Here is a 23398-nt window from a genome sequence, read left to right as displayed (position 1 = left end):
TCAAACACCTGTGGGGGTCGAGTCCGTAAGCTCCTGGCGGAATTTTCCGCCGGTCCAGCGCCACTTGGCGAGCTGCTTGGTGTCGGGGCTGTAGCGGGGCACTTCGGGCGAGGAGTACCCGAGGAGGCTCGCGGTGACGAGGCCCTCGCGGACGGTGAGGTCGGTCGCGGTCTGCTTGCGGCCGGCTTCGAGGAGTGTGGCGACGACGCGGGGCTTCGCGTTCTTCGCCGGGTCCTGGGCGAGGACGTAGAGGGCGTGCGGCGGGGTGCCCGAGCCGGCGTCGCAGCGGACGGCCGCGACGGTTTCGGGGCGGCCGTCGCCGTCGAGGTCGCCTTCGGCGGTGTCCGTGACGGCTTGCGGGGCGCCTTTGCAGTCCAGGGGGTACGTGGCCGCGTGTGCGTCGGGAGCGGCCGCGGTGGCGGCCTGTTGGCCGTGGTCCGGGCTCGTGGGGCCCGTGGGGCGTACCGGGTCCGCGGAGGCTCCGGTGGCCGGGGCGGGTTGCAGGAGTCCGGCGCCGGCTATGACGGCGGCCAGGGCCGAGGCGGTGGCCAGCCAGTGGACGGGCCGGGTCCGGTGGTGCGCGGGGGTGGGGGTGCTCGGCGCCGGCTCGGCGGGGCTGTGCGGCACGCGGGGTGTCTCCTGTGCGAAGGGTGACGGGGAGCCAGCATCGTGCCACACCTCACATCGGGGTGGAACGGGTGGGTCCGGACCGGTCGGGCCGCTCGCGCGGGACCGGCCCGTAGGGCAACGAAAAGACGCCGTGCCGCAGTTCCCGGATGGTCCGGGGGAACTGCGGCACGGCGTCTTCGTGTTGGTGGTGCGGGTCGCCCTGCCGGGTGGCCGGGCGGTCCTCAGGCCTTCAGGCCTTCAGCGGCTCAGGCGCCTTCGCCGGTGTCGGCGATGGTCTCGGCCGCGGCCGTGGCGGCCGTCTCCGCGGTCTTGGCGGCCGACTGGCTGCCGGGACCGTCGTAGTCCTCGCCGTAGGCGCCCTTGGAGGGGCGGCGGCGGCGCATGGGCGGCTCGACGCCGTCCGCGAGGCGGCGGGCGGTGACGAGGAAGCCGGTGTGGCCGATCATGCGGTGGTCCGGGCGGACGGCCAGGCCTTCGACGTGCCAGTTGCGGATCATCGATTCCCAGGGCTGCGGTTCGGCGTAGCAGCCGAACTCGCGGATGGATTCGACGGTCCGGGAGAGCTGGGTGGTGGTGGCCACGTAGCAGCAGAGGATGCCGCCGGGGACCAGCGCCTTGGAGACGGCCTCCAGGCACTCCCAGGGGGCGAGCATGTCGAGGATCACGCGGTCGACGTCCGTGTCGGACAGGTTGTCCTGGAGGTCGCCGACGGTCAGCTGCCACGCGGGGTGCGGGCCGCCGAAGTAGCGCTCGACGTTGGCCGTGGCGATCTCGGCGAAGTCCGGGCGGCGCTCGTAGCTGTGGAGCATGCCCTGGTCGCCGATGGCGCGCAGCAGGAAGCTGCTCAGGGAGCCGGAGCCGACGCCTGCTTCGACGACGCGGGCGCCGGGGAAGATGTCGGCGAAGGCCAGGATCTGGCCTGCGTCCTTGGGGTAGACCACGGCGGCACCGCGGGGCATGGACAGGACATAGTCGGGGAGCAGGGGTCGCAGCGCGAGGTAGGCGACGTTGCCCGTGGTACGGACAACGCTTCCCTCGGGGGAGCCGATCAGCTCGTCGTGCGGGAAGGAACCCTTGTGGGTGTGGAAATTCTTCCCGGCTTCGAGCGTGAACGTGTAGTGGCGGCCCTTGGGGTCGGTGAGCTGTACCTGGTCCCCGACCTCGAAGGGCCCGCGTCGGCGGGCGGCACCGGTCGGTTCGGACATGTGACCAGTGTATTGGCTTCAGGACTGGGGCCGCGCCATGGCCTTCACGAAGGCCTTTTCCACGTCGAGGGTGGACAGGACGCCGTAGATGGCGCCGTCGCTCTGGAGGACGAGGTATTCGGTGGCGGGGGTGGTGCGGAGGTGGTCGAGGAGTTCTTCGCCGGTGAGGTCCGCTGAAACCTTCATGCCGTCGGTGAGGTCTTGGGCGAGGGTGCCGGCGGCGACCCAGGGGCGGCGGTGTTCGGGGACGGAGGCGATGGCGCTCTCGCGGACGATGCCGGTGGGGTCTCCGAGTCCGTCGACGATGACGAGGGCGCGGGCGCCGGCTTCGTTGGCGCGGCGGAGGGCTTCGGAGAGGGGGGTGGCGTTCTCCACGGGGATGGCGCGGCGGGTGAGTTTGCGGGCGTGGAGTTCCGGGAGGTGTTCGCGCAGGCGGGCGACGCGGAGGCTGTTGCCGGCGCCGGTCCAGATGATGGCGGCGAGGATCGCGGCGAGGAGGGCGTCCATGACGGTGTCCATGCCGCCGATGTCGTCGGTGGGGTTGCCGAGGGTCCCGGTGTAGTTCAGGAGGGGCAGGCCGAGGAGGACGGCGACGGCGAGGGCGCGGCCGGCCCAGGCGGCGGCGATGGTGCCGGTCATGGGTTTGCCGGTGATGCCCCAGATGACGGCGCGGAGCATGCGGCCTCCGTCGAGGGGGAGGCCGGGGAGGAGGTTGAAGGCGGCGACGAGGAGGTTGGAGATCATGAGGCCGGCGAGGAGGACGCCGGGGACGCTGGCGGGTTCGACGGTTTTCATGCCGAGGTAGAAGGCGCCGGCGAGGAGGAGGGAGAGGAGAGGGCCGACGAAGGCGAGGACGAATTCGCGGCCGGGGGTTTCGGATTCCTTCTCGATCTCGGAGACGCCGCCGAAGAACTGGAGCTGGATGCGGCGTACGGGGAGTTTGAAGCGGAGGGCGGCGATGGTGTGGGCGAGTTCGTGGACGAGGACCGAGGCGTAGAAGGCGACGGCGAAGAAGAGGGCCACGAGGTAGCGCAGGATGCCGAGGTCGGGCAGGATCCGGTCGAGCTGGTCGCCGAAGACCCAGGTGATGAGGGCGGCGACGAGGAACCAGCTGGGCGAGACGTAGACGGGCACGCCGAAGGGGCGGCCCATGAGGAGTCCGCCGCCCGGTCCTGAGCGCCGGCCCGCGCGCTCGCCGGTTTCGTCGGTGTCTGCCACGGTTGTCCTTCGTTCGCTGCTGTCCGGTGCGGTGGTGCGCCGGTGGTTCTGGTGTCATTTTCCCGTGGTGTCGGGGTGCGCCGTTGCGCGGTGTGATGCTCCGATCATGCAGTGCGAGGGGGGTCGGCGTCGATGGTATGCGCGTGCTGTCGGTGGCGGGTCGTAGGGTTTTGTCTATGACGACGAGCCCCGGCAGCGGTCCGGACGATGCAGTGACCAGTCCCGTGCCCGGTTCGGTGCCCGCGCAAGCGCAGGTTCCGGCGCCCGTGCGGGCGGTGGCCGTGGCGCCTTCTTCGCTGTCGCCTTCGCGGGCGAGCGATTTCATGCGGTGTCCGCTGCTGTACCGGTTCCGGGTGATCGACAAGTTGCCGGAGAAGCCGAGTGCGGCGGCGACGCGGGGGACGTTGGTGCACGCGGTGCTGGAGCGGCTTTTCGATCATCCGGCGCCGGAGCGGACGGCGCCGCGGGCGAAGGCGTTGATTCCGGGGCAGTGGGACCGGCTGGTGGAGTCGAAGCCGGAGTTGCTGGAGCTGTTCCCGGAGGGTGACGAGGGGGCGGGGCTGGCGCGCTGGCTGACGGAGGCCGAGGCGTTGGTGGACCGGTGGTTCACGTTGGAGGACCCGACGCGGCTGGAGCCGGTGGAGCGGGAGTTCTTCGTGGAGACGGAGCTGGAGTCGGGGCTTCGGCTGCGGGGGATCATCGACCGGGTGGACGTGGCGCCGACGGGTGAGGTGCGGATCGTCGATTACAAGACGGGGAAGGCGCCGCGGCCGGAGTATGCCGAGGGTGCGCTGTTCCAGATGAAGTTCTACGCGCTGGTGGTGTGGCGGTTGAAGCGGGTGGTGCCGCGGCGGCTGCAGCTGGTGTATCTGGGCAGTGGGGACGTGGTGACGTACGACCCGGTGATCGAGGATCTGGAGCGGATGGAGCGCAAGCTGCTGGCGTTGTGGGAGGCGATCCGGGAGGCGACGGAGACGGGTGACTGGCGGCCGCGGCAGTCGAAGCTGTGCGGTTGGTGTGATCATCAGGCGGTGTGTCCGGAGTTCGGTGGTACTCCCCCGGTCTATCCGCTGGCGCTGCCGTCCGCCGGGCGGGGCGAAGCCTGATCTTGGTGGCAGGGCAGAATGGGCGGGGTTCCCCGTTGCTGTCCGAATGAACCCTATGGATTCGAGGTAGACCACGTGGCGATCCGCGTACTGCTGGTCGACGATCAGCCGCTTCTGCGCACCGGTTTCCGGATGATTCTGGAGGCCGAGCAGGATTTGGCGGTGGTCGGTGAGGCCGGGGACGGTCTGCAGGCGTTGGACCAGGTGCGGGCGTTGCAGCCCGATGTGGTGCTGATGGACATCCGGATGCCGCGGATGGACGGGGTGGAGGCGACGCGGCAGATCACGGGTCCGGGGCGGGACGGTCCGGCGAAGGTGCTGGTGCTGACGACGTTCGATCTGGATGAGTACGTGGTGGAGGCGCTGCGGGCGGGGGCCAGCGGGTTCTTGCTGAAGGACGCGCCGGCGGCGGAGCTGGTGCAGGCGATCCGGGTGGTGGCGGGTGGCGAGGCGATGCTGGCGCCGAGCATCACGCGGCGGTTGCTGGACAAGTACGCGGGCCATCTGCCGTCGGGTGAGGACAGCGTTCCGGACATGATCGCTTCGTTGACGGAGCGTGAGGTCGAGGTGTTGAAGCTGGTGGCCCGGGGGTTGTCGAATGCGGAGATCGCGGCGGATCTGTTCGTGAGCGAGACGACGGTGAAGACGCATGTGGGTCATGTGCTGACGAAGCTGGGTCTGCGTGACCGGGTGCAGGCGGCGGTGTACGCGTACGAGAGTGGTCTGGTGCGTCCGGGGGCCGGTCAGTAGGCTGCTCGGTTCGCTGTTTCGCAGGTACGGGTACGGGCCCGCTTCCGCTTGGTGCGGAGGCGGGCCCGTTGCCGTTGCCGTGGAGGGGTGGGTCAGCCCTTGCTGATCTCCCAGAAGCGGAAGACGGTGGAGGCGTCGAGGGACCACTGCAGGCCGGTCACGTTCGGGCGGGTGACGGCGTACTGCTTGCTCTGCCAGAGCGGGAGCAGCGGGATCTCGTCGGCGACGATGTCCTGGAGGCGGGCGTAGTCGCCGCTGGCGGAGGAGCGGTCGGACTTGGCGGAGGTCGACGGGATGATCGTCCCGGTGATCTCCTTGTTGTCGTAGTTGTTGTGCAGGACGTTGTCGGGGCCGAAGAAGGGCTGCGTGAAGTTGTCGGCGTCGGGGTAGTCGGGGACCCAGCCCTTGACGTAGACGCCGTACTTGCCTTCCTGGATGTCCTTTTCGTACTGCTCGAACTCGACGGATTTGACGTCGGCTTCGAAGAGGCCGCTGTCGTTGAGCTGCTTGGCGATGAGCTGGAATTCCTGGTCGGTCGAGGGGCCGTAGCGGGTGGGCGTCGAGTACAGGGTGATCTTGACCTTGTCCTTGATGCCGGCTGCGCGGAGGGTGGCCTTGGCCTTCTCGGGCTGGGGGGTGCCGCCGTAGCGGTCGAAGAAGGCGGTGGTGTGGGAGGCGATGCCGGCCGGGACGATGGAGTAGAGCGGGGTGGCGGTGCCGTCGTAGACCTCGCGGACGAGGGCTTCGCGGTCGACGAGGTAGGCGATGGCCTTGCGGACGGGGAGCTTTCCGGCCACGGGGTCGGCCGTGTTGAAGACGAGGTGTTCGACTTCGGCGCCGGCGCCCTGGACGACTTCGACCTTCTGGTCGCCGGTCTGGGTGGCGAGGCCGGCGATGTCCTTGGCGGCGAGGCCGCGGAAGGCGAAGTCGACGTCTCCGCTTTCGAGGACCTTCTTGAGGGCGGCCTGGTCCTCGTTGAAGAACTTCATGGTGACGCCGCTGTTCTTCGGCTTGGCCTTGCCGCTGTAGCTGTCGTTGACGGAGAAGGCGGCGCTCTTGTCGTTGATGGAGTCCAGCTTGTAGACGCCGGAGCCGAAGGCCTTGCCGTCGGTGCGGAGCTTGTCCGCGGGGTACTGGGTGTGGTCGACGATGGAGCCGGCGCCGGATGCGATCTTGCTGGGGAAGGTCGCGTCGGGGGCCTTGAGGTGGAAGACGACGGTCTTGTCGTCGGGGGTGTCGATGGTGCCGATCGACGCGAGCATGACAGCGGGGCCGTTCTCGTCGTTGATCTTGAGGGTGCGCTCGAAGGAGTACTTGACGTCCTTGGCGGTGAGGCTGTTGCCGTTGCTGAACTTCAGGCCGCCGCGCAGGTTGCACACGTAGGTCTTGCTCTCGCCGCCCTCGAAGCCGCAGGACTGTGCGGCGTCGGGTTCGGGGTTGGTGCCGCCCTTGGGGAAGCTGAGCAAGGACTGGAAGACGTTGTTGAAGAGCAGCCAGGAGCCGGGGTCGTAGCCCGAGGCGGGGTCGGTGGCCTTCACCTTGTCGGATATGCCCATGACGACGCCCTTGCCGCTGCCGGCGGTGGAGCCGTCGGTCGCACCGCAACCGCTCAGCAGCGCGGCGGCGGTGGCCGCTCCGAGGGGGGCTGCCAACCACTGGTTCCTGGTCTTCACGCGAACATCCTTCTCAGTCTTACTGGCTCGTCTGGTTCTGGTGCCGGGAGGTGGCACAGGGGCCTGGTGCCGGGGTGTCAGCCGCTGACGCCGCGGCCGAGTTCCCACAGCTGGAGGTCGGAGATGGCGTTGACCGACCACTCCACTCCGGTGATCCCGTCGCGTGCGGCGACGTACTGCTTGCCCTGCCACAGGGGCAGGACGGGTACGTCCTCGGCGACGATGTCCTGCATCTCCGCGATCGCGGGTCCGGCGACGCCGCGGTCGACGGCGCGGCGCGATTCGGGGATGAGCTTGGTGCGCACCGTGGTGTTGGCGTACGGCGTGCCGAGGAAGTTGTCCTGCTCCAGGAAGGGGGCGAGGAAGTTGTCGGCGTCGGGGTAGTCGGGGAACCAGCCGAGCCCGTAGGCGGCGTAGTCGCCCTTCTTCTGGGCGGGCCTGAAGGCGGCCCAGTCGGCGCCCTGGACGGTGATGTCGAAGAGCTGGGTGGAGTTCAGCTGGGTCTTGAGGGCTTCGAACTCGGCCGCGGTGCCGTCGCCGTAGTGGTCGTTGGTGTAGTTGAGGGTGAGCTTGACCGGGGTTTTGATCCCGGCGGCCTTCAGCAGGTCGGCGGCCTTGGCGGTGTTGGCTTCGCCGTACTTGTTGAAGAAGGAGTTGACGTGGCCGCTCACGGTGGTGGGGACCAGTGAGTACAGGGGCTGCGCGGACTTGCCGTAGACCTTGGTGATGAGGGCGTTACGGTCGACGGCTGCGGCGAGGGCCTGGCGTACGGCCTTGTCCTTGACTCCGGGGGCGTCGGTGTTGAAGCCGATGTAGCGGATCTCCAGGCCGGGCATGGGGACGAGCTTGATGCCCTTGGGGGGCTTGGCGGAGAGCTCGGCGATCTGGGCGGGCGACAGGGTGCGGGAGACCATGTGGACGGTGCCGCGCTCCAGGGCCTTGCCCATGGCGTCGGAGTCGTCGAAGGCGCGCAGTTCGGCCTTGTCGTTCTGGAGCTTCAGGTCGCCCTTGTAGTGCGGGTTCTTGGTGAAGACGGCGCGGACGAGGCGGTTGTCCTTGACCTCGGCCTTCATCGTGTAGGGGCCGGAGCCGTCGACGGTGAAGCCGGTGCGGAGCTTCTTGGCGTCGTACTTCTTGGCGCTGACGATGCCCGCGGCGGGGGTGGAGAGCTTCTGCGGGAAGGTGGCGTCGGCGGTCTTGAGGTGGAAGACGACGGTGTCGGCGCCCTTGGTCTCGACGGTGTCGATGGTGGAGAGCAGCGAGGAGGGGCCGTTCTCGTCCTTGATGGCGAGGACGCGTTCGATGGAGAACTTGACGTCCTGCGCGGTGAGGGGGCTGCCGTCGGCGAAGGTGAGGCCGGGGCGCAGGACGCAGCGGTAGCTCTCGTTGCCGGTGTCGGTGAAGCGGCAGTTGTGCGCTGCTTCGGGGACGGGCTGGCCGCCGCCGCGCGGGGTGTGCATCAGCGTCTGGACGGTCTGGCGGAGGATGTTCCAGGTGCCGGCGTCGTAGGCGTAGGCGGGGTCGAGCGGGGCGGGGGCGTATTCGGCTGCCTCGAACCGGTCGGTGGTGCCGACGACGATCGTTCCGGATCCCGCTCCTGCGCCGCTGGTGCTGCCGCAGGCGGTCAGCGCGGGGGTGAGCAGTCCGGCGGCTGCCGTCAGCACCATGGTCTTGCGGTTCATGCTGGAAGTACTCCCTCGACCCGGCACTTGTTCAAAGCTGGCGTGGAGGGCATCGCGGCGGTCGCCCGTTCTGGGCGGAACGATCGGGCCGGTGGTGTGACGATCGGTCCACGCGGTTCCGGAGACAGGGGTGTGTGTCCGGGACGGCTGAGGTGCGGCGCAGTGCCCGGATCGACATTAGTGGCCTGCGGAGGGGTGGCTTGAACCGTGTGGCGCGGGGGTGTTGTCGCTCTGTTGCGGGAGTTGACCGGGGGGTGTGCGCGGGGTGGTGCGCAGATTCGGTCAGGTGCTGATCAATGGGGACACAAGGGGTGGTGCGGGAGGGCGCGCAGTGGTGCGAAGGGGTCTTTGCGGGTGACAAAGGTCACCTGGGACAACTCACCCGGTAGGGATGGAATTTCGGCCTCCGGGGAAGTGCGCGGGAGATCTGCCCGCGGGACCTTGGTCCTGGGGGCGGATCTCCCGGTACGGAGCGTGCGCGGTCAGTTCAGCGGAGTGATGAGGGAGCGCAGGAAGGGCAGGTCGACGTCTTCGAGGGAGCTGACGATGGTGCGGCCGGGGGCGGGTGCGATCCGGCCGACGGAGGGGATGGCGACGACCCTGCATCCGGCGGCTTCGGCGGCGGCGACGCCGGTGGCGGTGTCCTCGATGACGGCGCAGCGGGAGGGGTGGGCGCCGAGGGTGTGGGCGGCGAGGAGGTAGGGGTCGGGGTGCGGCTTGGTGCGGGTGACCTCGTCGCCGGCGACGGTCATGGTGAAGCGGTCGCGGCCGAGGGTGAGGAGGACCTGGTCGATGACGCGCCGGTGGGAGGCGGAGACCAGGGCGGTGGGGACGTTGTGCCGGGCCAGTTCGCTCAGGAGGCGTTCGGCGCCGGGCATGAGGGGCACGCGGTCGGCGATGCGGGCTTCGAAGCGCTCGTTGAGCAGGACGGTGAGTTCGGCGAGGCCGATGTCGGCGCCGGTGGATTCGATGAGGAAGCCGGCGCTGCGGGTCATGGGGCCGCCGACGACGACGTCGCGCCAGGATTCGTCGAGGCGGTGGCCGAGTTCGCCGAAGACTCCGACCTCGATCTCCCACCAGAATCCCTCGGTGTCGACGAGGGTGCCGTCCATGTCGAGCAGCACCGCCTGCAGGGCGTGTCCGTCGGCCGTACGGGCGACGGGGGCGGGGACTGTGCTCGTCATGCGCGCACCTTTCCGGGGGTCCGTTGGGGACGAGAAGGCCGGTCACCTCGCCTCCGGGGGCGTGCCCGGGGGAACAGGTGACCGGCCTGTATGGGACCGACTAGTGTACGCCGGTCCGTCTCGATGTGCGTCGAATTACGTCTCGGCGTGCGCTGAGGTGGGTCTCAGCGTGCGTTGAAGTACTTCGCTTCGGGGTGGTGGATGACGATGGCGTCGGTGGACTGCTCGGGGTGGAGCTGGAACTCCTCCGAGAGGTGGACGCCGATGCGCTCCGGCTGGAGGAGGTCGGCGATCTTGGCGCGGTCCTCCAGGTCGGGGCAGGCGCCGTAGCCGAGGGAGAAGCGGGCGCCGCGGTACTTCAGGTCGAACATGTCCTCGACCTGGGCGGGGTCCTCGCCGCCGAAGCCGAGCTCGGCGCGGACGCGGGCGTGCCAGTACTCGGCCATGGCCTCGGCGAGCTGGACGGAGAGGCCGTGGAGCTCCAGGTAGTCGCGGTAGGAGTCGGACTCGAACAGCTTGGCCGTGGCCTCGCCGATCTTGGAGCCGACGGTGACGACCTGGAGGCCGACGACGTCGGTCTCGCCGGACTCTTCGGGGCGGAAGAAGTCGGCGAGGCACAGGCGGCGGCCGCGGCGCTGGCGCGGGAAGGTGAAGCGGGTCCGCTCGTTGCCGGCTTCGTCGAGGATGATCAGGTCCTCGCCCTTGGAGACGCAGGGGAAGTAGCCGTAGACGACGGCGGCTTCGAGGAGGTTTTCGGTGTGCAGCTTGTCGAGGAGGCCGCGCAGCCGGGGGCGTCCCTCGCTCTCGACGAGTTCCTCGTAGGTGGCGCCGCCGGCGCGGGCCTGCTTGAGGCCCCACTGGCCCTTGAAGAGGGCGCCTTCGTCGAGCCAGGAGGCGTAGTCCTTGAGCGGGATGCCCTTGACGACGCGGGTGCCCCAGAACGGCGGGGTGGGGACGGGGTTGTCGGTGGAGGTGTCGGAGCGGCCGCCGGGCTCTTCGGCCTCCTCGACGAGTGCGGGAGTGTCGCGCTTGGCGACGCGGCGCTGCTTGAGTTCGGGGAGGCTGGCGCCGGGGACTCCGCGCTTGACGGCGATGAGGGCGTCCATGAGGCGCAGGCCTTCGAAGGCGTCGCGGGCGTAGCGGACTTCGCCCTCGTAGATTTCGTGGAGGTCCTGTTCGACGTAGGCGCGGGTGAGGGCGGCGCCGCCGAGGATGACCGGGTAGTCGGCTGCCAGCTTGCGCTGGTTGAGCTCCTCCAGGTTCTCCTTCATGATCACCGTGGACTTGACCAGCAGGCCGGACATGCCGATGACGTCGGCCTTGTGTTCCTGCGCGGCTTCGAGGATCGCGGAGACCGGCTGCTTGATGCCGATGTTGACCACGTTGTAGCCGTTGTTGGTCAGGATGATGTCGACGAGGTTCTTGCCGATGTCGTGGACGTCGCCGCGGACGGTGGCCAGCACGATGGTGCCCTTGCCCTCGTCGTCGCTCTTCTCCATGTGCGGTTCCAGGTGGGCCACCGCGGTCTTCATGACCTCGGCGGACTGGAGGACGAAGGGGAGCTGCATCTGGCCGGAGCCGAACAGCTCGCCGACGACCTTCATGCCCTCCAGGAGGGTGTCGTTGACGATGTCGAGGGCGGGGCGGGTCTGCAGGGCCTCGTCGAGGTCGGCGTCCAGGCCGTTCTTCTCGCCGTCGATGATGCGGCGCTGCAGGCGCTCGTCGAGCGGCAGGGCGAGGAGTTCCTCGGCGCGGCCGGCCTTCATCGACTTGGTGTTGACGCCTTCGAAGAGGGCCATCAGCTTCTGCAGGGGGTCGTAGCCCTCGGCGCGCCGGTCGTAGATCAGGTCGAGGGCGGTGGTGACCTGCTCGTCGTCGAACCGGGCGATCGGCAGGATCTTGGACGCGTGGACGATCGCGGAGTCCAGGCCGGCCTTGACGCACTCGTCGAGGAAGACCGAGTTCAGCAGGACGCGGGCGGCCGGGTTGAGGCCGAAGGAGATGTTGGAGAGGCCGAGCGTGGTCTGGACGTCGGGGTGGCGGCGCTTGAGCTCGCGGATCGACTCGATCGTGGCGATGCCGTCCTTGCGGGACTCTTCCTGGCCGGTGCAGATGGTGAAGGTCAGGGTGTCGATGAGGATGTCCGACTCGAGGATCCCCCAGTTCCCGGTGAGGTCCTCGATGAGGCGCTCGGCGATGGCGACCTTGTGCTCGACGGTGCGGGCCTGGCCCTCCTCGTCGATGGTCAGGGCGATCAGCGCGGCGCCGTGCTCCTGGGCCAGCTGGGTGACCTTGGCGAAGCGGGACTCGGGGCCGTCGCCGTCCTCGTAGTTCACGGAGTTGATGACGGCGCGGCCGCCGAGCTTCTCCAGGCCGGCCCGCAGGACGGGGACCTCGGTGGAGTCCAGGACGATGGGCAGGGTGGAGGCGGTCGCGAAGCGGCCGGCGAGCTCCTGCATGTCGGCGACGCCGTCGCGGCCGACGTAGTCCACGCACAGGTCGAGCATGTGCGCGCCTTCGCGGATCTGGTCGCGGACCATCTCCACGCAGTCGTCCCAGCGGGCTTCGAGCATGGCCTCGCGGAACTTCTTCGACCCGTTCGCGTTGGTGCGCTCGCCGATCGCCATGTACGAGATGTCCTGGCGGAACGGGACGGTCTGGTAGAGCGAGGAGGCACCGGGCTCGGGGCGCGGGTCGCGGACGGCCGGGTTCAGGCCGCGGACGCGTTCGACGACCTGGCGCAGATGCTCGGGGGTGGTGCCGCAGCAGCCGCCGACCAGGGAGAGTCCGTACTCGCGGACGAAGGTCTCCTGGGCATCGGCGAGCTCGCTCGCGGACAGCGGGTAATGCGCGCCGTTCTTGCCGAGGACCGGCAAGCCCGCGTTGGGCATGCAGGACAACGGGATACGGGAGTTCCGCGCGAGGTAGCGCAGGTGCTCGCTCATCTCGGCGGGGCCGGTGGCGCAGTTCAGGCCGATCATGTCGATGCCCAGGGGCTCCAGCGCGGTGAGCGCGGCACCGATCTCCGAGCCGAGGAGCATCGTGCCGGTGGTCTCCACGGTCACGGAGCAGATCAGCGGGACGGACACGCCGAGGGCTTCCATGGCGCGGCGGGCGCCGACGATGGAGGACTTGGTCTGCAGGAGGTCCTGGGTGGTTTCCACGAGGAGCGCGTCGGCGCCGCCGGTGATCAGGCCTTCGGCGTTGATCTGGTAGGCGTCGCGGATGGTGCCGTAGTCGATGTGGCCCAGGGTGGGCAGCTTGGTGCCGGGGCCCATCGAGCCGAGGACCCAGCGCTGCTGTCCGGTGGAGGCGGTGAACTCGTCGGCGATCTCGCGGGCGATCCGGGCGCCGGCGACCGACAGCTCGTGGTTGCGGTCGGCGATGTCGTACTCGGCGAGGGCGGCGTAGTTGGTGCCGAAGGTGTTGGTCTCGACGCAGTCGACGCCGGCCTCGAAGTACTCGCGGTGCACGTTGGCCACGATGTCGGGGCGGGTGACGTTGAGGACCTCGTTGCAGCCTTCGAGCTGTTCGAAGTCGTCCAGGGTGGGGTCCTGGGCCTGGAGCATGGTTCCCATGGCTCCGTCGGCGACGACCACGCGGGTCGCCAGTGCCTGGCGGAGGGCATCGGCCCGGGTCTGGGTGTCTGCGGGCGGGTTCGGCAACGAGGCCATGGTTGAGCTCCCTGGGATGCGACGGCTGTCGGCTTTGCACCCCCTCTGTGTCAAGGGTGCACGCGGCCAGGGTAACGGTGCACACCCGGCCCCGGTGAGGGCGTCCCACGTGGCGGACTGCATTCTGTGCCCGGGGGATGGCGGCTTTCGGCCGGGGTGTCTTGGACGGTTCGGCCCCGGACACTCGTCACTCGCCATGCACGAAGTCGGCATCGACCGATAGTGTTCAGCATTGTCGAACTACGTCAGCAGGAGGCTGCGCGATGGCACGGAACATCCAGTCGCTCGAACGAGCCGCTGCGATGCTGCGGCTCCTGGCGGGCGGCGAGCGCCGGCTGGGGCTCTCGGACGTGGCCTCTTCCCTGGGGCTGGCCAAGGGCACGGCCCACGGGATCCTGCGCACGCTGCAGGCCGAGGGCTTCGTGGAGCAGGACCCGGCTTCGGGCCGCTACCAGCTCGGTGCGGAACTGCTGCGCCTGGGCAACAGCTATCTGGACGTCCACGAGCTGCGGGCGCGCGCCCTGGTGTGGACGGACGATCTGGCCCGCGCGAGCGGGGAGAGCGTGTACGTGGGGGTGCTGCACAAGAGCGGGGTGCTGATCATGCACCACGTGTTCCGGCCCGACGACAGCCGTCAGGTGCTGGAGGTGGGGGCCATGCAGCCGCTGCACTCCACGGCCCTGGGCAAGGTGCTGTCCGCGTACGACCCGGTGGCGCACACCCAGGTCCTGGAGGTGGAGCGGGAGGCCTTCACCCCCCGTACGGTCACCGACGGCACCGCCTTCGAGGAGGTGCTGGGGCTGATCCGGGCCCGGGGCTGGGCGGACGACGTCGAGGAGACCTGGGACGGGATCGCCTCGATCGCGGCCCCCATCCACGACCGGCGCAGGATGCCGGTCGGCGCGGTGGCCGTCGCGGGCGCCGTGGAGCGGGTGTGCGGGGAGTCCGGGGAGCCGCGGGCGTCCCTGGTGGCGTCCGTACGGGACTGCGCGCGGTCGGTTTCGCGCGATCTCGGGGCGGGCCGGTTCTGACCTTGGCCTGACGCCCATCGGTCTGCCTTGACCACCCAAGAGCCACCCAAGAGCCACCCAAGAGCCACGCTAAAGTGGCATTTGGGTGGTTTTTGGCGTTTGATGATCACTTATTGGCGCGATTTGTTCGATCACACCGACCGGTAACAATCCGGCTCATTGGCCTGGCCAACCCTTGACGCCCGCTTCACCTGGGCGGAAAACTGCCGTTCATCGGTCGGCATTGCCGAACACCTACCGGCAATACGCGTTAGGGTGTGGCAAGGCCAAGGACCGGTGCAGCACTCACCGAGTGCGTGGATCGCCGGAGGGACCCGGCGGCCACCACCCCTGAACGACAAAGGAGTCGCGGGTGTCCAGCTCCGACATCTTCATCGGCGAGACCATCGGTACCGCCCTGCTCACCCTGCTCGGTGGCGGCGTGTGCGCCGCACTGACGCTCAAGAGCTCCAAGGCCCGGGGCGCCGGCTGGCTCGCGATCACCTTCGGCTGGGGTTTCGCCGTCCTGATCGCCGCCTACGTCTCCGCGCCGCTCTCCGGTGCGCACCTCAACCCGGCGGTCACCGTCGGCATCGCCATCAAGGACGGCGCCTGGGGCGACGTGCCGGTCTACTTCGCCGGCCAGCTGCTCGGCGCCATGATCGGCGCGGTCCTGATGTGGCTCGCCTACTACGGACAGTTCCGGGCGCACCTGGCCGACCCGGAGCACATCCGCGACGCCAAGCTCGGCCCCGAGGACCCGCACCCGCACGACGTGGCCGGCCCGGTGCTCGGGATCTTCGCCACGGGCCCCGAGATCCGCAACGTCGTCCAGAACCTGACGACCGAGATCATCGGCACCGCCGTCCTGGTCCTGGCCATCCTGACCCAGGGCCTCCAGGACGACGGCAAGGGCCTCGGCGTCATCGGCGTCCTGATCACCTCGTTCGTCGTCGTCGGCATCGGCCTCTCGCTGGGCGGCCCGACCGGCTACGCCATCAACCCGGTCCGCGACCTCGGCCCGCGCATCGTCCACTCCCTGCTGCCGCTGCCCAACAAGGGCGGCTCGGACTGGAGCTACTCCTGGATCCCGGTGCTCGGCCCCCTCGCGGGCGCCGCGCTCGCCGGCGGTCTGTACAACATCGCGTTCGCCTGATCAGCAATCGGCACCACGGCACCATCCGCACCGCCATTCTGATTCCGCCTACTTCGACACCTGCCAGGAGCAGCCACCATGACCACCAGCACCGGCCCCTTCATCGCCGCGATCGACCAGGGCACCACCTCCTCCCGCTGCATCGTCTTCGACCGTGACGGCCGCATCGTCGCCGTCGACCAGAAGGAGCACGAGCAGATCTTCCCGAAGCCCGGCTGGGTCGAGCACGACGCCGCCGAGATCTGGACCAACGTCCAGGAGGTCGTCGCCGGGGCCATGGCCAAGGCTGAGATCACCTCCGCCGACGTCAAGGCCGTCGGCATCACCAACCAGCGCGAGACCACCCTGCTGTGGGACCGCCACACCGGCGAGCCGGTCCACAACGCGCTGGTCTGGCAGGACACCCGCACCGACGCCCTGTGCAAGGAGCTCGGCCGCAACGTCGGCCAGGACCGCTTCCGCCGCGAGACCGGCCTGCCGCTGGCGAGCTACTTCGCCGGCCCCAAGGTGCGCTGGCTGCTCGACAACGTCGAGGGCCTGCGCGAGCGCGCCGCGGCCGGGGACATCCTCTTCGGCACGATGGACTCCTGGGTCATCTGGAACCTGACCGGCGGCGCCCAGGGCGGTGTGCACGTCACCGACGTCACCAACGCCTCGCGCACCATGCTGATGAACCTGCACACCCTGGCCTGGGACGAGAAGATCGCCGAGTCCATGGACGTGCCCCTCAACGTCCTCCCGGAGATCAAGTCCTCCGCCGAGGTCTACGGCCACGTCAAGGAGGGCGTCCTCGCCGGCGTCCCGGTCGCCTCGGCGCTCGGCGACCAGCAGGCCGCGCTGTTCGGCCAGACCTGTTTCGCCGAGGGCGAGGCGAAGTCCACGTACGGCACCGGAACGTTCATGCTGATGAACACCGGCGACAAGATCATCAACTCCTACAGCGGCCTGCTGACCACCGTCGGCTACCAGATCGGCGACCAGAAGCCGGTCTACGCGCTGGAAGGCTCCATCGCCGTCACCGGCTCGCTCGTCCAGTGGATGCGCGACCAGATGGGCATGATCAAGACCGCGGCCGAGATCGAGACCCTGGCCTCCTCCGTCGAGGACAACGGCGGCGCGTACTTCGTGCCCGCCTTCTCCGGCCTGTTCGCCCCGTACTGGCGCTCCGACGCCCGCGGCGTGATCGCCGGCCTCACCCGGTACGTCACCAAGGCGCACATCGCCCGTGCCGTCCTGGAAGCCACCGCCTGGCAGACCCGCGAGATCACCGACGCCATGACCAAGGACTCGGGCGTCGAGCTCGCCGCCCTCAAGGTCGACGGCGGCATGACCTCCAACAACCTGCTGATGCAGACCCTCTCCGACTTCGTGGACGCCCCCGTGGTGCGCCCGATGGTCGCCGAGACCACCTGCCTCGGCGCCGCCTACGCCGCCGGCCTGGCCGTCGGCTTCTGGCCCGACACCGACGCCCTGCGCGCCAACTGGCGCCGCGCGGCGGAGTGGACCCCGCGGATGCCCGCCGAGCAGCGGGATCGCGAATACAAGAGCTGGCTCAAGGCCGTCGAGCGGTCCATGGGCTGGGTCGACGACGAAGACGCCAGCTGACCGCACGGCCGGCGCACTGCGACGAGTAAGTAGGAGTCAACGGATATGAGCACCCTGCAGAGCGTTCCCACCCTGGGTACGCACCCGACCGCCGGTTCGAACGCGAGCCGCGCCGAGACCCGTGAGCAGCTGGCGAAGGCCACGTACGACCTGCTGGTCATCGGCGGTGGGATCCTGGGCACCTCGGTGGCCTGGCATGCCGCGCAGTCGGGTCTGCGGGTCGCCATGGTGGACGCCGGCGACTTCGCCGGCGCCACTTCCTCGGCCTCCTCCAAGCTCGTCCACGGCGGCCTGCGCTACCTGCAGACCGGTTCGGTCAAGCTGGTCGCCGAGAACCACCACGAGCGCCGGGTACTGGCCAAGGACGTGGCCCCGCACCTGGTCAACCCGCTCACCTTCTACCTCCCGGTGTACAAGGGCGGTCCGGTGGGCGCGGCGAAGCTGGGCGCGGGCGTGTTCGCGTACTCGGCGCTGTCGGCCTTCGGCGACGGCATGGGCAAGATCATTTCTCCGGCCCGTGCCGCCGCCGACAACCCGGGCCTGAAGACGGACAACCTCAAGGCCGTCGCGGTCTACTACGACCACCAGATGAACGACTCGCGCGTCGCCGTGATGACGGTCCGCGCGGCCGTCGAGTCGGGCGCGGTCGTCCTGAACCACGCCGAGGTCACCGGTCTGCGCATGACGCGCGGCCGGGTCTCGGGCGCCGAGCTCAAGGACCGCCTGGACGGCACCGAGTTCGGTGTGGACGCCCGTGTCGTGCTGAACGCCACCGGCCCGTGGGTGGACCACCTGCGGCGCATGGAGGACAAGCACTCGATGCCGTCCATCCGCCTCTCCAAGGGCGCGCACATCGTGATGAAGCGCAAGTCGCCGTGGAAGGCCGCCATGGCCACCCCGATCGACAAGTACCGCATCACCTTCGCCCTGCCGTGGGAGGACCAGTTGCTGCTGGGCACCACGGACGAGGTGTACGAGGGCGACCCGGCGGACGTGCGCGCCACCGAGGGCGACATCCAGCAGATCCTGGACGAGGCGGCCTTCTCGGTGAAGGACGCGGACCTGGACCGCTCGCTGATGACGTACGCCTTCGCGGGCCTGCGCGTGCTGCCCGGCGGCCCCGGCGGGGTGGAGAAGGCCAAGCGCGAGACGGTCGTCTCCGAGGGTGCGGGCGGCATGCTGTCGGTGGCCGGCGGCAAGTGGACCACGTACCGGCACATCGGCCGCGTGGTCATGGACAAGCTGGCGAAGCTGCCGGGCAGCCCGCTGACCGAGGACATGGAGCCGGTGAAGTCCCTCGTACGACGGATCGCGCTGCCCGGTGTCGCCAACCCGAACGCGGTGGCGCACCGGCTGCTCGTGGACCGCGAGCCGGGCTCCCGGATGGACCCGCTGACCGCGCGCCACCTGGCCTCGCACTACGGTTCGCTGGCCTTCGACATCGCGCGCCTCGCCAACGAGGACCCGGCACTCGCCGAGCGGATCCACCCGGACGGGCCGGAGATCTGGGCGCAGGTCGCCTACGCCCGGGACAACGAGTGGGCCGAGACGGCGGACGACGTGCTGCGCCGCCGTACGACGGTGACGGTCCGCGGTCTGGACAGCGCCGAAGTGCGCGGCCGGGTCGAGGAGATGCTGGCCCGCAAGGCATAAGCAGTGCCGTGAACGGGCAGAGGGGCGGTTCCAGGGGGAACCGCCCCTCTGTCGTGGGCTGTGGCCGGTGCCTCATCAAGGCTTAGGCTGACCCACGTACACAAGGGAACTTCGGAAGGAGACCTGGGTGATCGAGCTTGAGGGCGTGCCCGAGCTGATCGACCCGGTCATGGTGGCCGCGTTCGAGGGCTGGAACGACGCGGGTGACGCGGCCTCCGGTGCGGTCGCACACCTGGACCGGGAGTGGAAGGGCGAGGTCTTCGCGGCTCTGGATGCCGAGGACTACTACGACTTCCAGGTCAACCGGCCGACGGTGTGGCTGGACAACGGGGTGCGGAAGATCACGTGGCCGACGACCCGGCTGTCGGTGGTCCGGATCGGCGGGACCAAACCGCGCGATCTGGTGCTGGTGCGGGGCATCGAACCGTCCATGCGGTGGCGTTCGTTCTGCAACGAGATCCTGGGCTTCGCCCACGAGCTGGGCGTGGAGATGGTCGTCATCCTGGGGGCGCTGCTGGGCGATACCCCGCACACCCGCCCGGTGCCGGTCAGCGGGGTGACCTCGGACGCGGATCTGGCGCGGACGATGGACCTGGAGGAGACCAAGTACGAGGGTCCCACCGGGATCGTGGGCATCCTCCAGGAGGCCTGCACCCATGCCGGAGTGCCGGCGGTGTCCCTGTGGGCGGCGGTGCCGCACTACGTGTCCCAGCCGCCGAACCCGAAGGCGACCCTCGCGCTGCTCAACCGGCTGGAGGATCTGATCGACATCCGGATCCCGCTGGGCGAACTCCCCGAGGACGCGCGGGCGTGGCAGCTGGGTGTGGACCAACTGGCCGCCGAGGACAGCGAGGTGGCGGAGTACGTCCAGACGCTGGAGGAGGCGCGGGACACCGCGGATCTGCCGGAGGCTTCGGGCGATGCGATTGCCCGGGAGTTCGAGCGGTACCTGCGGCGGCGGGATCCGTCCGCCGGCGCGGGCTCGGAGCCGGGGGACGGGTCGTATCTGCGGGACACCTCCGGCGGGCTGCCGCGCGCGCCGAAGCGGAAGCCGGATCCTGCCGGGCCCGGGGACGAGCCCCCGGCTCCCCCGGCGGCCTCGCCGGACGAGGACGAGACGCCTCCGGAGGCGTAGCCATGTGAGGGGGCGGGGCGGGGAGTTTTCTCCCCGCCCCGCCCTTTCTCCGTATCCCGGGGCTCCGCCCCGGACCCCGCTCCTCAAACGCCGGAGGGGCTGGAATCGCCTGACGGCAGTCCAGCCCCTCCGGGAGTTGCTTACAGGGCCACGCCCAGCAGCGCGTCGACCGTGCGGGACACGAGACCCGGGGCCGACTCGTCGTCGCCGTCGGTGGCGATCTGGAGCTCGACCCAGCGGTCCACCGCCGCGAGAGCGGCAGGGGCGTTCAGGTCGTCGGAGAGGGCCTCGCGGACCTCCTCGACCAGGTCGTCGGCCGGGACGCCGTCGGGGCGGGAGACGGCCGCGCGCCAGCGCTCCAGGCGGGCCACCGCCTCCGCGAGGACCTCGTCGGTCCACTCCCAGTCCGCGCGGTAGTGGTGCGAGAGCAGGGCCAGGCGGATCGCCGCCGGGTCCACGCCGGCCCGGCGCAGCGCCGATACGAAGACCAGGTTGCCCTTGGACTTCGACATCTTCTCGCCGTGCAGGGCGACCATCCCGGCGTGTACGTACGCCTTGGCCATCGGGAACTCGCCCGTCAGGACCTGGGCGTGCGAGGCGCCCATCTCGTGGTGCGGGAAGGCCAGGTCGGAGCCGCCGCCCTGGATGTCGAAGGTCATCCCCAGGTGGTCCAGGGCGATGGCCACGCACTCGATGTGCCAGCCGGGCCGGCCGCGGCCCAGCGAGCCGCCGTCCCAGCTCGGCTCGCCCGGGCGGGCCGCCATCCACAGCATCGGGTCGAGCGGGTTCTTCTTGCCCGCCCGGTCCGGGTCGCCGCCCCGCTCGGCCGACAGCAGCCGCATCGCCTCGGCGTCCAGGTTGGACACCTTGCCGAAGTTCGGGTCGGACTCCACCGAGAAGTAGACGTCGCCGTCCAGCTCGTAGGCGGCGCCCGCGTCCCGCAGCCGCTCGACCAGCGGCACGATGCCGGGTATGGCCTCGACGGCGCCGATGTAGTGCTGCGGCGGCAGCATCCGCAGGGCGGTCATGTCCTCACGGAAGAGAGCCGTCTCGCGTTCGGCGAGCTCGGTCCAGTCCTGGTTGTCGCGCAGGGCCCGCTCCAGCAGTGGATCGTCGACGTCCGTGACGTTCTGGACGTAGATGACCTGCCGCTTGGTGTCGAGCCACACGCGCTGCACGAGGTCGAACGCGTTGTAGGTCGCCGCGTGACCGATGTGCGTCGCGTCGTACGGGGTGATCCCGCAGACGTAGATACGGGCGACGGGACCGGGGGCGAGGGTGATCGCCCCTTGGGTCGCGGTGTCGTGGATCTGGAGGTCGCGGCCCTTGCCAGGCAGGGCGGGGACCTCAGAAGCGGGCCAGGCATGCATGTCTCGAGACTAACCGGACGGGTGTTCCGAAAACTAACCGGACCTGCACTGTTGTCTTGATCGGCGCTCTTGCGCCATGGCTGCTTCTGTGCTGCCACCCGCCGCGGGCCCCGGCCCGGTCAGACGGGCGGCCAGGGGATCGCGGGCCACTGTCCCGAGGGCTGCGGGTGCTTCCCGGTGCGCAGCAGCAGGGCCACGCGGGCCCGTACGGCGGCCAGCTCGGCGGTGGTGACCAGTTCGGCCAGTCGGGTGGCGAGGGGCTGCCCTGCGGCCAGGGCGGCGTCCAGGGAGGTCAGGACGGACCCCGCCTCCTCCGTCAGCGGCTCCCCCGCCCAGCCCCAGAGCAGGGTGCGCAGTTTGTCCTCGGTGTGGAAGGTCACGCCGTGGTCGATGCCGTAGAGGCGTCCGTCGGGGGCGGGCAGCAGGTGGCCGCCCTTGCGGTCGCCGTTGTTGATCACGGCGTCGAGGACGGACATCCGGCGCAGCCGTTCGTCGTCGGCGTGCACGAGGAGCGCGGTGCGGCCCTCGCCGACCTCGGCGAAGGCAACGGGCCTCCAGCCCTCCCCCGCCTCCTCGCCGTCCACGAGCGCGAGCAGCTCCGCCTCCGGGGACTCCCCGGTCTCGATCCACTGCTGGACCATGCCCTCGCCGTACGGTCCGTCGCGCAGCACGGTCGGGGGCACCAGCCCCCAGCCGGTGGCCTCGGAGACCAGGTAGGCGGCGACCTCGCGCTGGGCGAGGTTGCCGTCGGGGAAGTCCCACAGCGGGCGCTCGCCCTTGACCGGTTTGTACACGCAGTCGGTGCTCACGCCCCCGTGCGTGACGGTGCACAGCAGGACGGCGTTGGACGCCTCCCGGATCCGGCCGACGACGGTGAGTTCCCCGTGGGCCAGCAGTGCTTCCCGTTCCGCCGTTCCCCCCGTTGTGTTCACGCCTGGCGCCGGTAGCCGTTCTGGCGCGGGCAGACGTGCCCTTCGGGGTCCAGCGGGAGGCTGCACAGCGGGCAGGGCGGGCGGCCCGCGTTGACCACGTCCAGGGCCCGCTTGGTGAAGGCCCGGGCCTGGGCGCCGGTGAGGCGGACGCGCAGCATCGGCGGGCCGTTCTCCTCGTCCTGGAGCAGCCGCTCCTCCGCCTCGGCGAGGTCCTCCTCCGAGTCGGCGTCGAGCTCGACGAGGGCCTGCGCCTCGACGATCATGCGCTGGTCCTCGCCGTCCCAGGCCAGGGCCATGGTGCCGACGCGGAACTCCTCCTCGACGGGGACGTCGAGGGGGGCGGTGTCGGTCGCTTCGGCGGGGGCCACGGCCGGGACGGGGGCATTGCCCCCGGTGCGCCGCACGACCTCGTCCAGCAGTTCTTCCATCCGCTCCGCGAGCGCCGCCACCTGGGTCTTCTCCAGGGAGACGGAGGTGACGCGGGGGCCGGTGGAGGCCTGCAGGAAGAACGTACGGCGTCCAGGCAGGCCGACCGTGCCGGCCACGAAACGGTCCGGTGGGTCGTAGAGGAACACCTGACGGGGCACGTCCAGTCTCCAAGCGTCGGCGGCAGGGGCAGGGCTGCGCCCATGGGTTGGCCCGTCCACCCTACTGCGCCGTTCGATCACACCGCGCCCGCACCACCCCCTACGACCGCCTCGCCGCCCGCTTCCGCGTCGCCGCGGGCCGCCGCGGCGTCCGGCGAGGCGGTTTCGCGGGGGGCGAAGGAGGCGAAGTCGCCGGTGTCGCCGAGCCGGAGCAGGAAGGGGCGGGTCGGCGTGTAGCGGATCGCGGTGACCGAGCAGGGGTCGACGTGGATGCGCTGGAAGAGGTCCAGGTGCATGCCCAGGGCGTCCGCGACAAGGGACTTGATGATGTCGCCGTGCGAGCACATCAGGAACACGGCGTCGGTGCCGTGTTCCTCCTCGATCCGCGCGTTCCAGTCGCGGACGGCGTCCACGGCGCGGGCCTGCATGGCGCGCATGGACTCGCCGCCGGGGAAGGCGGCGGCCGAGGGGTGCTGCTGGACGATGCGCATCAGCGGTTCTTCGGACAGTTCGGAGAGTTTGCGGCCCGACCAGTCGCCGTAGTGGCACTCGCCGATCCGCTCGTCGGTGTGCAGCGCGAGACCGGGCCGGGCGGCCAGCAGCGGGGCCAGGGTTTCGGCGCACCGCTCCAGCGGGCTGGTGACGGCGGCCGCGAGGGGCACGGCGGCGAGCCGCCCGGGCAGCGCGGCGGCCTGTGCGGCTCCGTGCTCGTCGAGGGTCACCCCCGGGGTCCATCCGGCGAGCAGCCCTGCGGTGTTGGCGGTGGACCGCCCGTGTCGTACGAGGATCAGCGTGGCCATGGCAGAAGGGTATGCGGTGACGCCGGCG

General features: G+C 70.0%; 18 protein-coding genes. 7 read left to right on the top strand and 11 right to left on the bottom strand.

Translation table 11 applies throughout. The annotated features are described in order from the left end of the window. The 3 genes from AC3IX6_RS30465 to AC3IX6_RS30455 all read right to left on the bottom strand — a co-directional run bounded on the left by AC3IX6_RS30465 (position 1) and on the right by AC3IX6_RS30455 (position 3053). Entirely contained in the window at positions 1-627 is a 627-nt protein-coding gene (locus AC3IX6_RS30465) for a hypothetical protein (RefSeq protein ID WP_489366394.1), read from the bottom strand. Positions 628-875: 248 nt separating this feature from the next. Next, positions 876-1835, bottom strand: a complete 960-nt coding sequence (locus tag AC3IX6_RS30460) for a tRNA (adenine-N1)-methyltransferase (RefSeq protein WP_489366392.1) — start codon at positions 1833-1835, stop codon at positions 876-878. Between the two features lie 18 nt (positions 1836-1853). Further along, entirely contained in the window at positions 1854-3053 is a 1200-nt protein-coding gene (locus tag AC3IX6_RS30455; protein WP_489366390.1) for a site-2 protease family protein, read from the bottom strand. A 176-nt stretch (positions 3054-3229) separates the two neighbouring features. Here AC3IX6_RS30455 and AC3IX6_RS30450 point away from each other — a divergent pair, with 176 nt between their 5' ends. After that, entirely contained in the window at positions 3230-4159 is a 930-nt protein-coding gene (locus AC3IX6_RS30450; RefSeq protein ID WP_489366388.1) for a RecB family exonuclease, read from the top strand. A gap of 75 nt (positions 4160-4234) precedes the next feature. Continuing rightward, the gene (locus tag AC3IX6_RS30445) at positions 4235-4909 is read left to right on the top strand and encodes a response regulator (protein WP_254384765.1); all 675 of its coding nucleotides are present in this window, start codon (positions 4235-4237) and stop codon (positions 4907-4909) included. Between the two features lie 92 nt (positions 4910-5001). Here AC3IX6_RS30445 and AC3IX6_RS30440 read toward each other — a convergent pair whose 3' ends face one another. From AC3IX6_RS30440 to metH, 4 genes are all read right to left on the bottom strand, one after another. Beyond that, complete coding sequence (locus AC3IX6_RS30440) at positions 5002-6582, bottom strand: ABC transporter substrate-binding protein (RefSeq protein WP_489366386.1); 1581 nt, start codon at positions 6580-6582, stop codon at positions 5002-5004. A 77-nt stretch (positions 6583-6659) separates the two neighbouring features. Beyond that, on the bottom strand, positions 6660-8264 hold the full coding sequence (locus AC3IX6_RS30435; protein WP_489366384.1) for an ABC transporter substrate-binding protein: 1605 nt from the start codon (positions 8262-8264) through the stop codon (positions 6660-6662). A gap of 482 nt (positions 8265-8746) precedes the next feature. Next, positions 8747-9448, bottom strand: a complete 702-nt coding sequence (locus AC3IX6_RS30430) for an HAD family hydrolase (protein WP_489366382.1) — start codon at positions 9446-9448, stop codon at positions 8747-8749. 164 nt (positions 9449-9612) lie between these two features. Continuing rightward, entirely contained in the window at positions 9613-13122 is a 3510-nt protein-coding gene (gene metH / locus AC3IX6_RS30425) for a methionine synthase (RefSeq protein WP_489366380.1), read from the bottom strand. A 263-nt stretch (positions 13123-13385) separates the two neighbouring features. Between metH and AC3IX6_RS30420 the strand changes: the two genes are divergently transcribed. From AC3IX6_RS30420 to AC3IX6_RS30400, 5 genes are all read left to right on the top strand, one after another. Next, positions 13386-14153: an IclR family transcriptional regulator gene (locus tag AC3IX6_RS30420; RefSeq protein ID WP_489366378.1), complete on the top strand. Its 768-nt coding sequence runs from the start codon at positions 13386-13388 to the stop codon at positions 14151-14153. Between the two features lie 352 nt (positions 14154-14505). Then, positions 14506-15288 carry an MIP/aquaporin family protein gene (locus AC3IX6_RS30415; RefSeq protein ID WP_266910116.1) on the top strand — a complete coding sequence of 261 codons (783 nt, stop codon included), beginning with the start codon at positions 14506-14508 and terminating at the stop codon, positions 15286-15288. Between the two features lie 78 nt (positions 15289-15366). Beyond that, positions 15367-16893: a glycerol kinase GlpK gene (gene glpK / locus AC3IX6_RS30410; protein WP_489366375.1), complete on the top strand. Its 1527-nt coding sequence runs from the start codon at positions 15367-15369 to the stop codon at positions 16891-16893. A gap of 45 nt (positions 16894-16938) precedes the next feature. Next, complete coding sequence (locus AC3IX6_RS30405; protein ID WP_389688273.1) at positions 16939-18546, top strand: glycerol-3-phosphate dehydrogenase/oxidase; 1608 nt, start codon at positions 16939-16941, stop codon at positions 18544-18546. A gap of 127 nt (positions 18547-18673) precedes the next feature. Then, positions 18674-19681, top strand: coding sequence for a PAC2 family protein (locus tag AC3IX6_RS30400; RefSeq protein WP_489366373.1), 1008 nt, complete (start codon positions 18674-18676; stop codon positions 19679-19681). Positions 19682-19821: 140 nt separating this feature from the next. Here AC3IX6_RS30400 and mshC read toward each other — a convergent pair whose 3' ends face one another. The 4 genes from mshC to AC3IX6_RS30380 form a co-directional block, all read right to left on the bottom strand. Further along, positions 19822-21051: a cysteine--1-D-myo-inosityl 2-amino-2-deoxy-alpha-D-glucopyranoside ligase gene (mshC, locus tag AC3IX6_RS30395; protein WP_489366371.1), complete on the bottom strand. Its 1230-nt coding sequence runs from the start codon at positions 21049-21051 to the stop codon at positions 19822-19824. Between the two features lie 119 nt (positions 21052-21170). After that, positions 21171-21983: an SCO1664 family protein gene (locus tag AC3IX6_RS30390; RefSeq protein ID WP_489366369.1), complete on the bottom strand. Its 813-nt coding sequence runs from the start codon at positions 21981-21983 to the stop codon at positions 21171-21173. Further along, positions 21980-22570, bottom strand: coding sequence for a DUF3090 domain-containing protein (locus tag AC3IX6_RS30385; protein ID WP_243333987.1), 591 nt, complete (start codon positions 22568-22570; stop codon positions 21980-21982). The genes AC3IX6_RS30390 and AC3IX6_RS30385 overlap by 4 nt, the downstream gene beginning before the upstream one ends. A 77-nt stretch (positions 22571-22647) precedes the next feature. Then, positions 22648-23370: a histidine phosphatase family protein gene (locus AC3IX6_RS30380; protein ID WP_489366367.1), complete on the bottom strand. Its 723-nt coding sequence runs from the start codon at positions 23368-23370 to the stop codon at positions 22648-22650. Positions 23371-23398 lie beyond the last annotated feature (28 nt).

Source organism: Streptomyces sp. GL_141, assembly GCF_057834385.1.
This window is presented reverse-complemented; position numbering and strand designations above follow the sequence as displayed.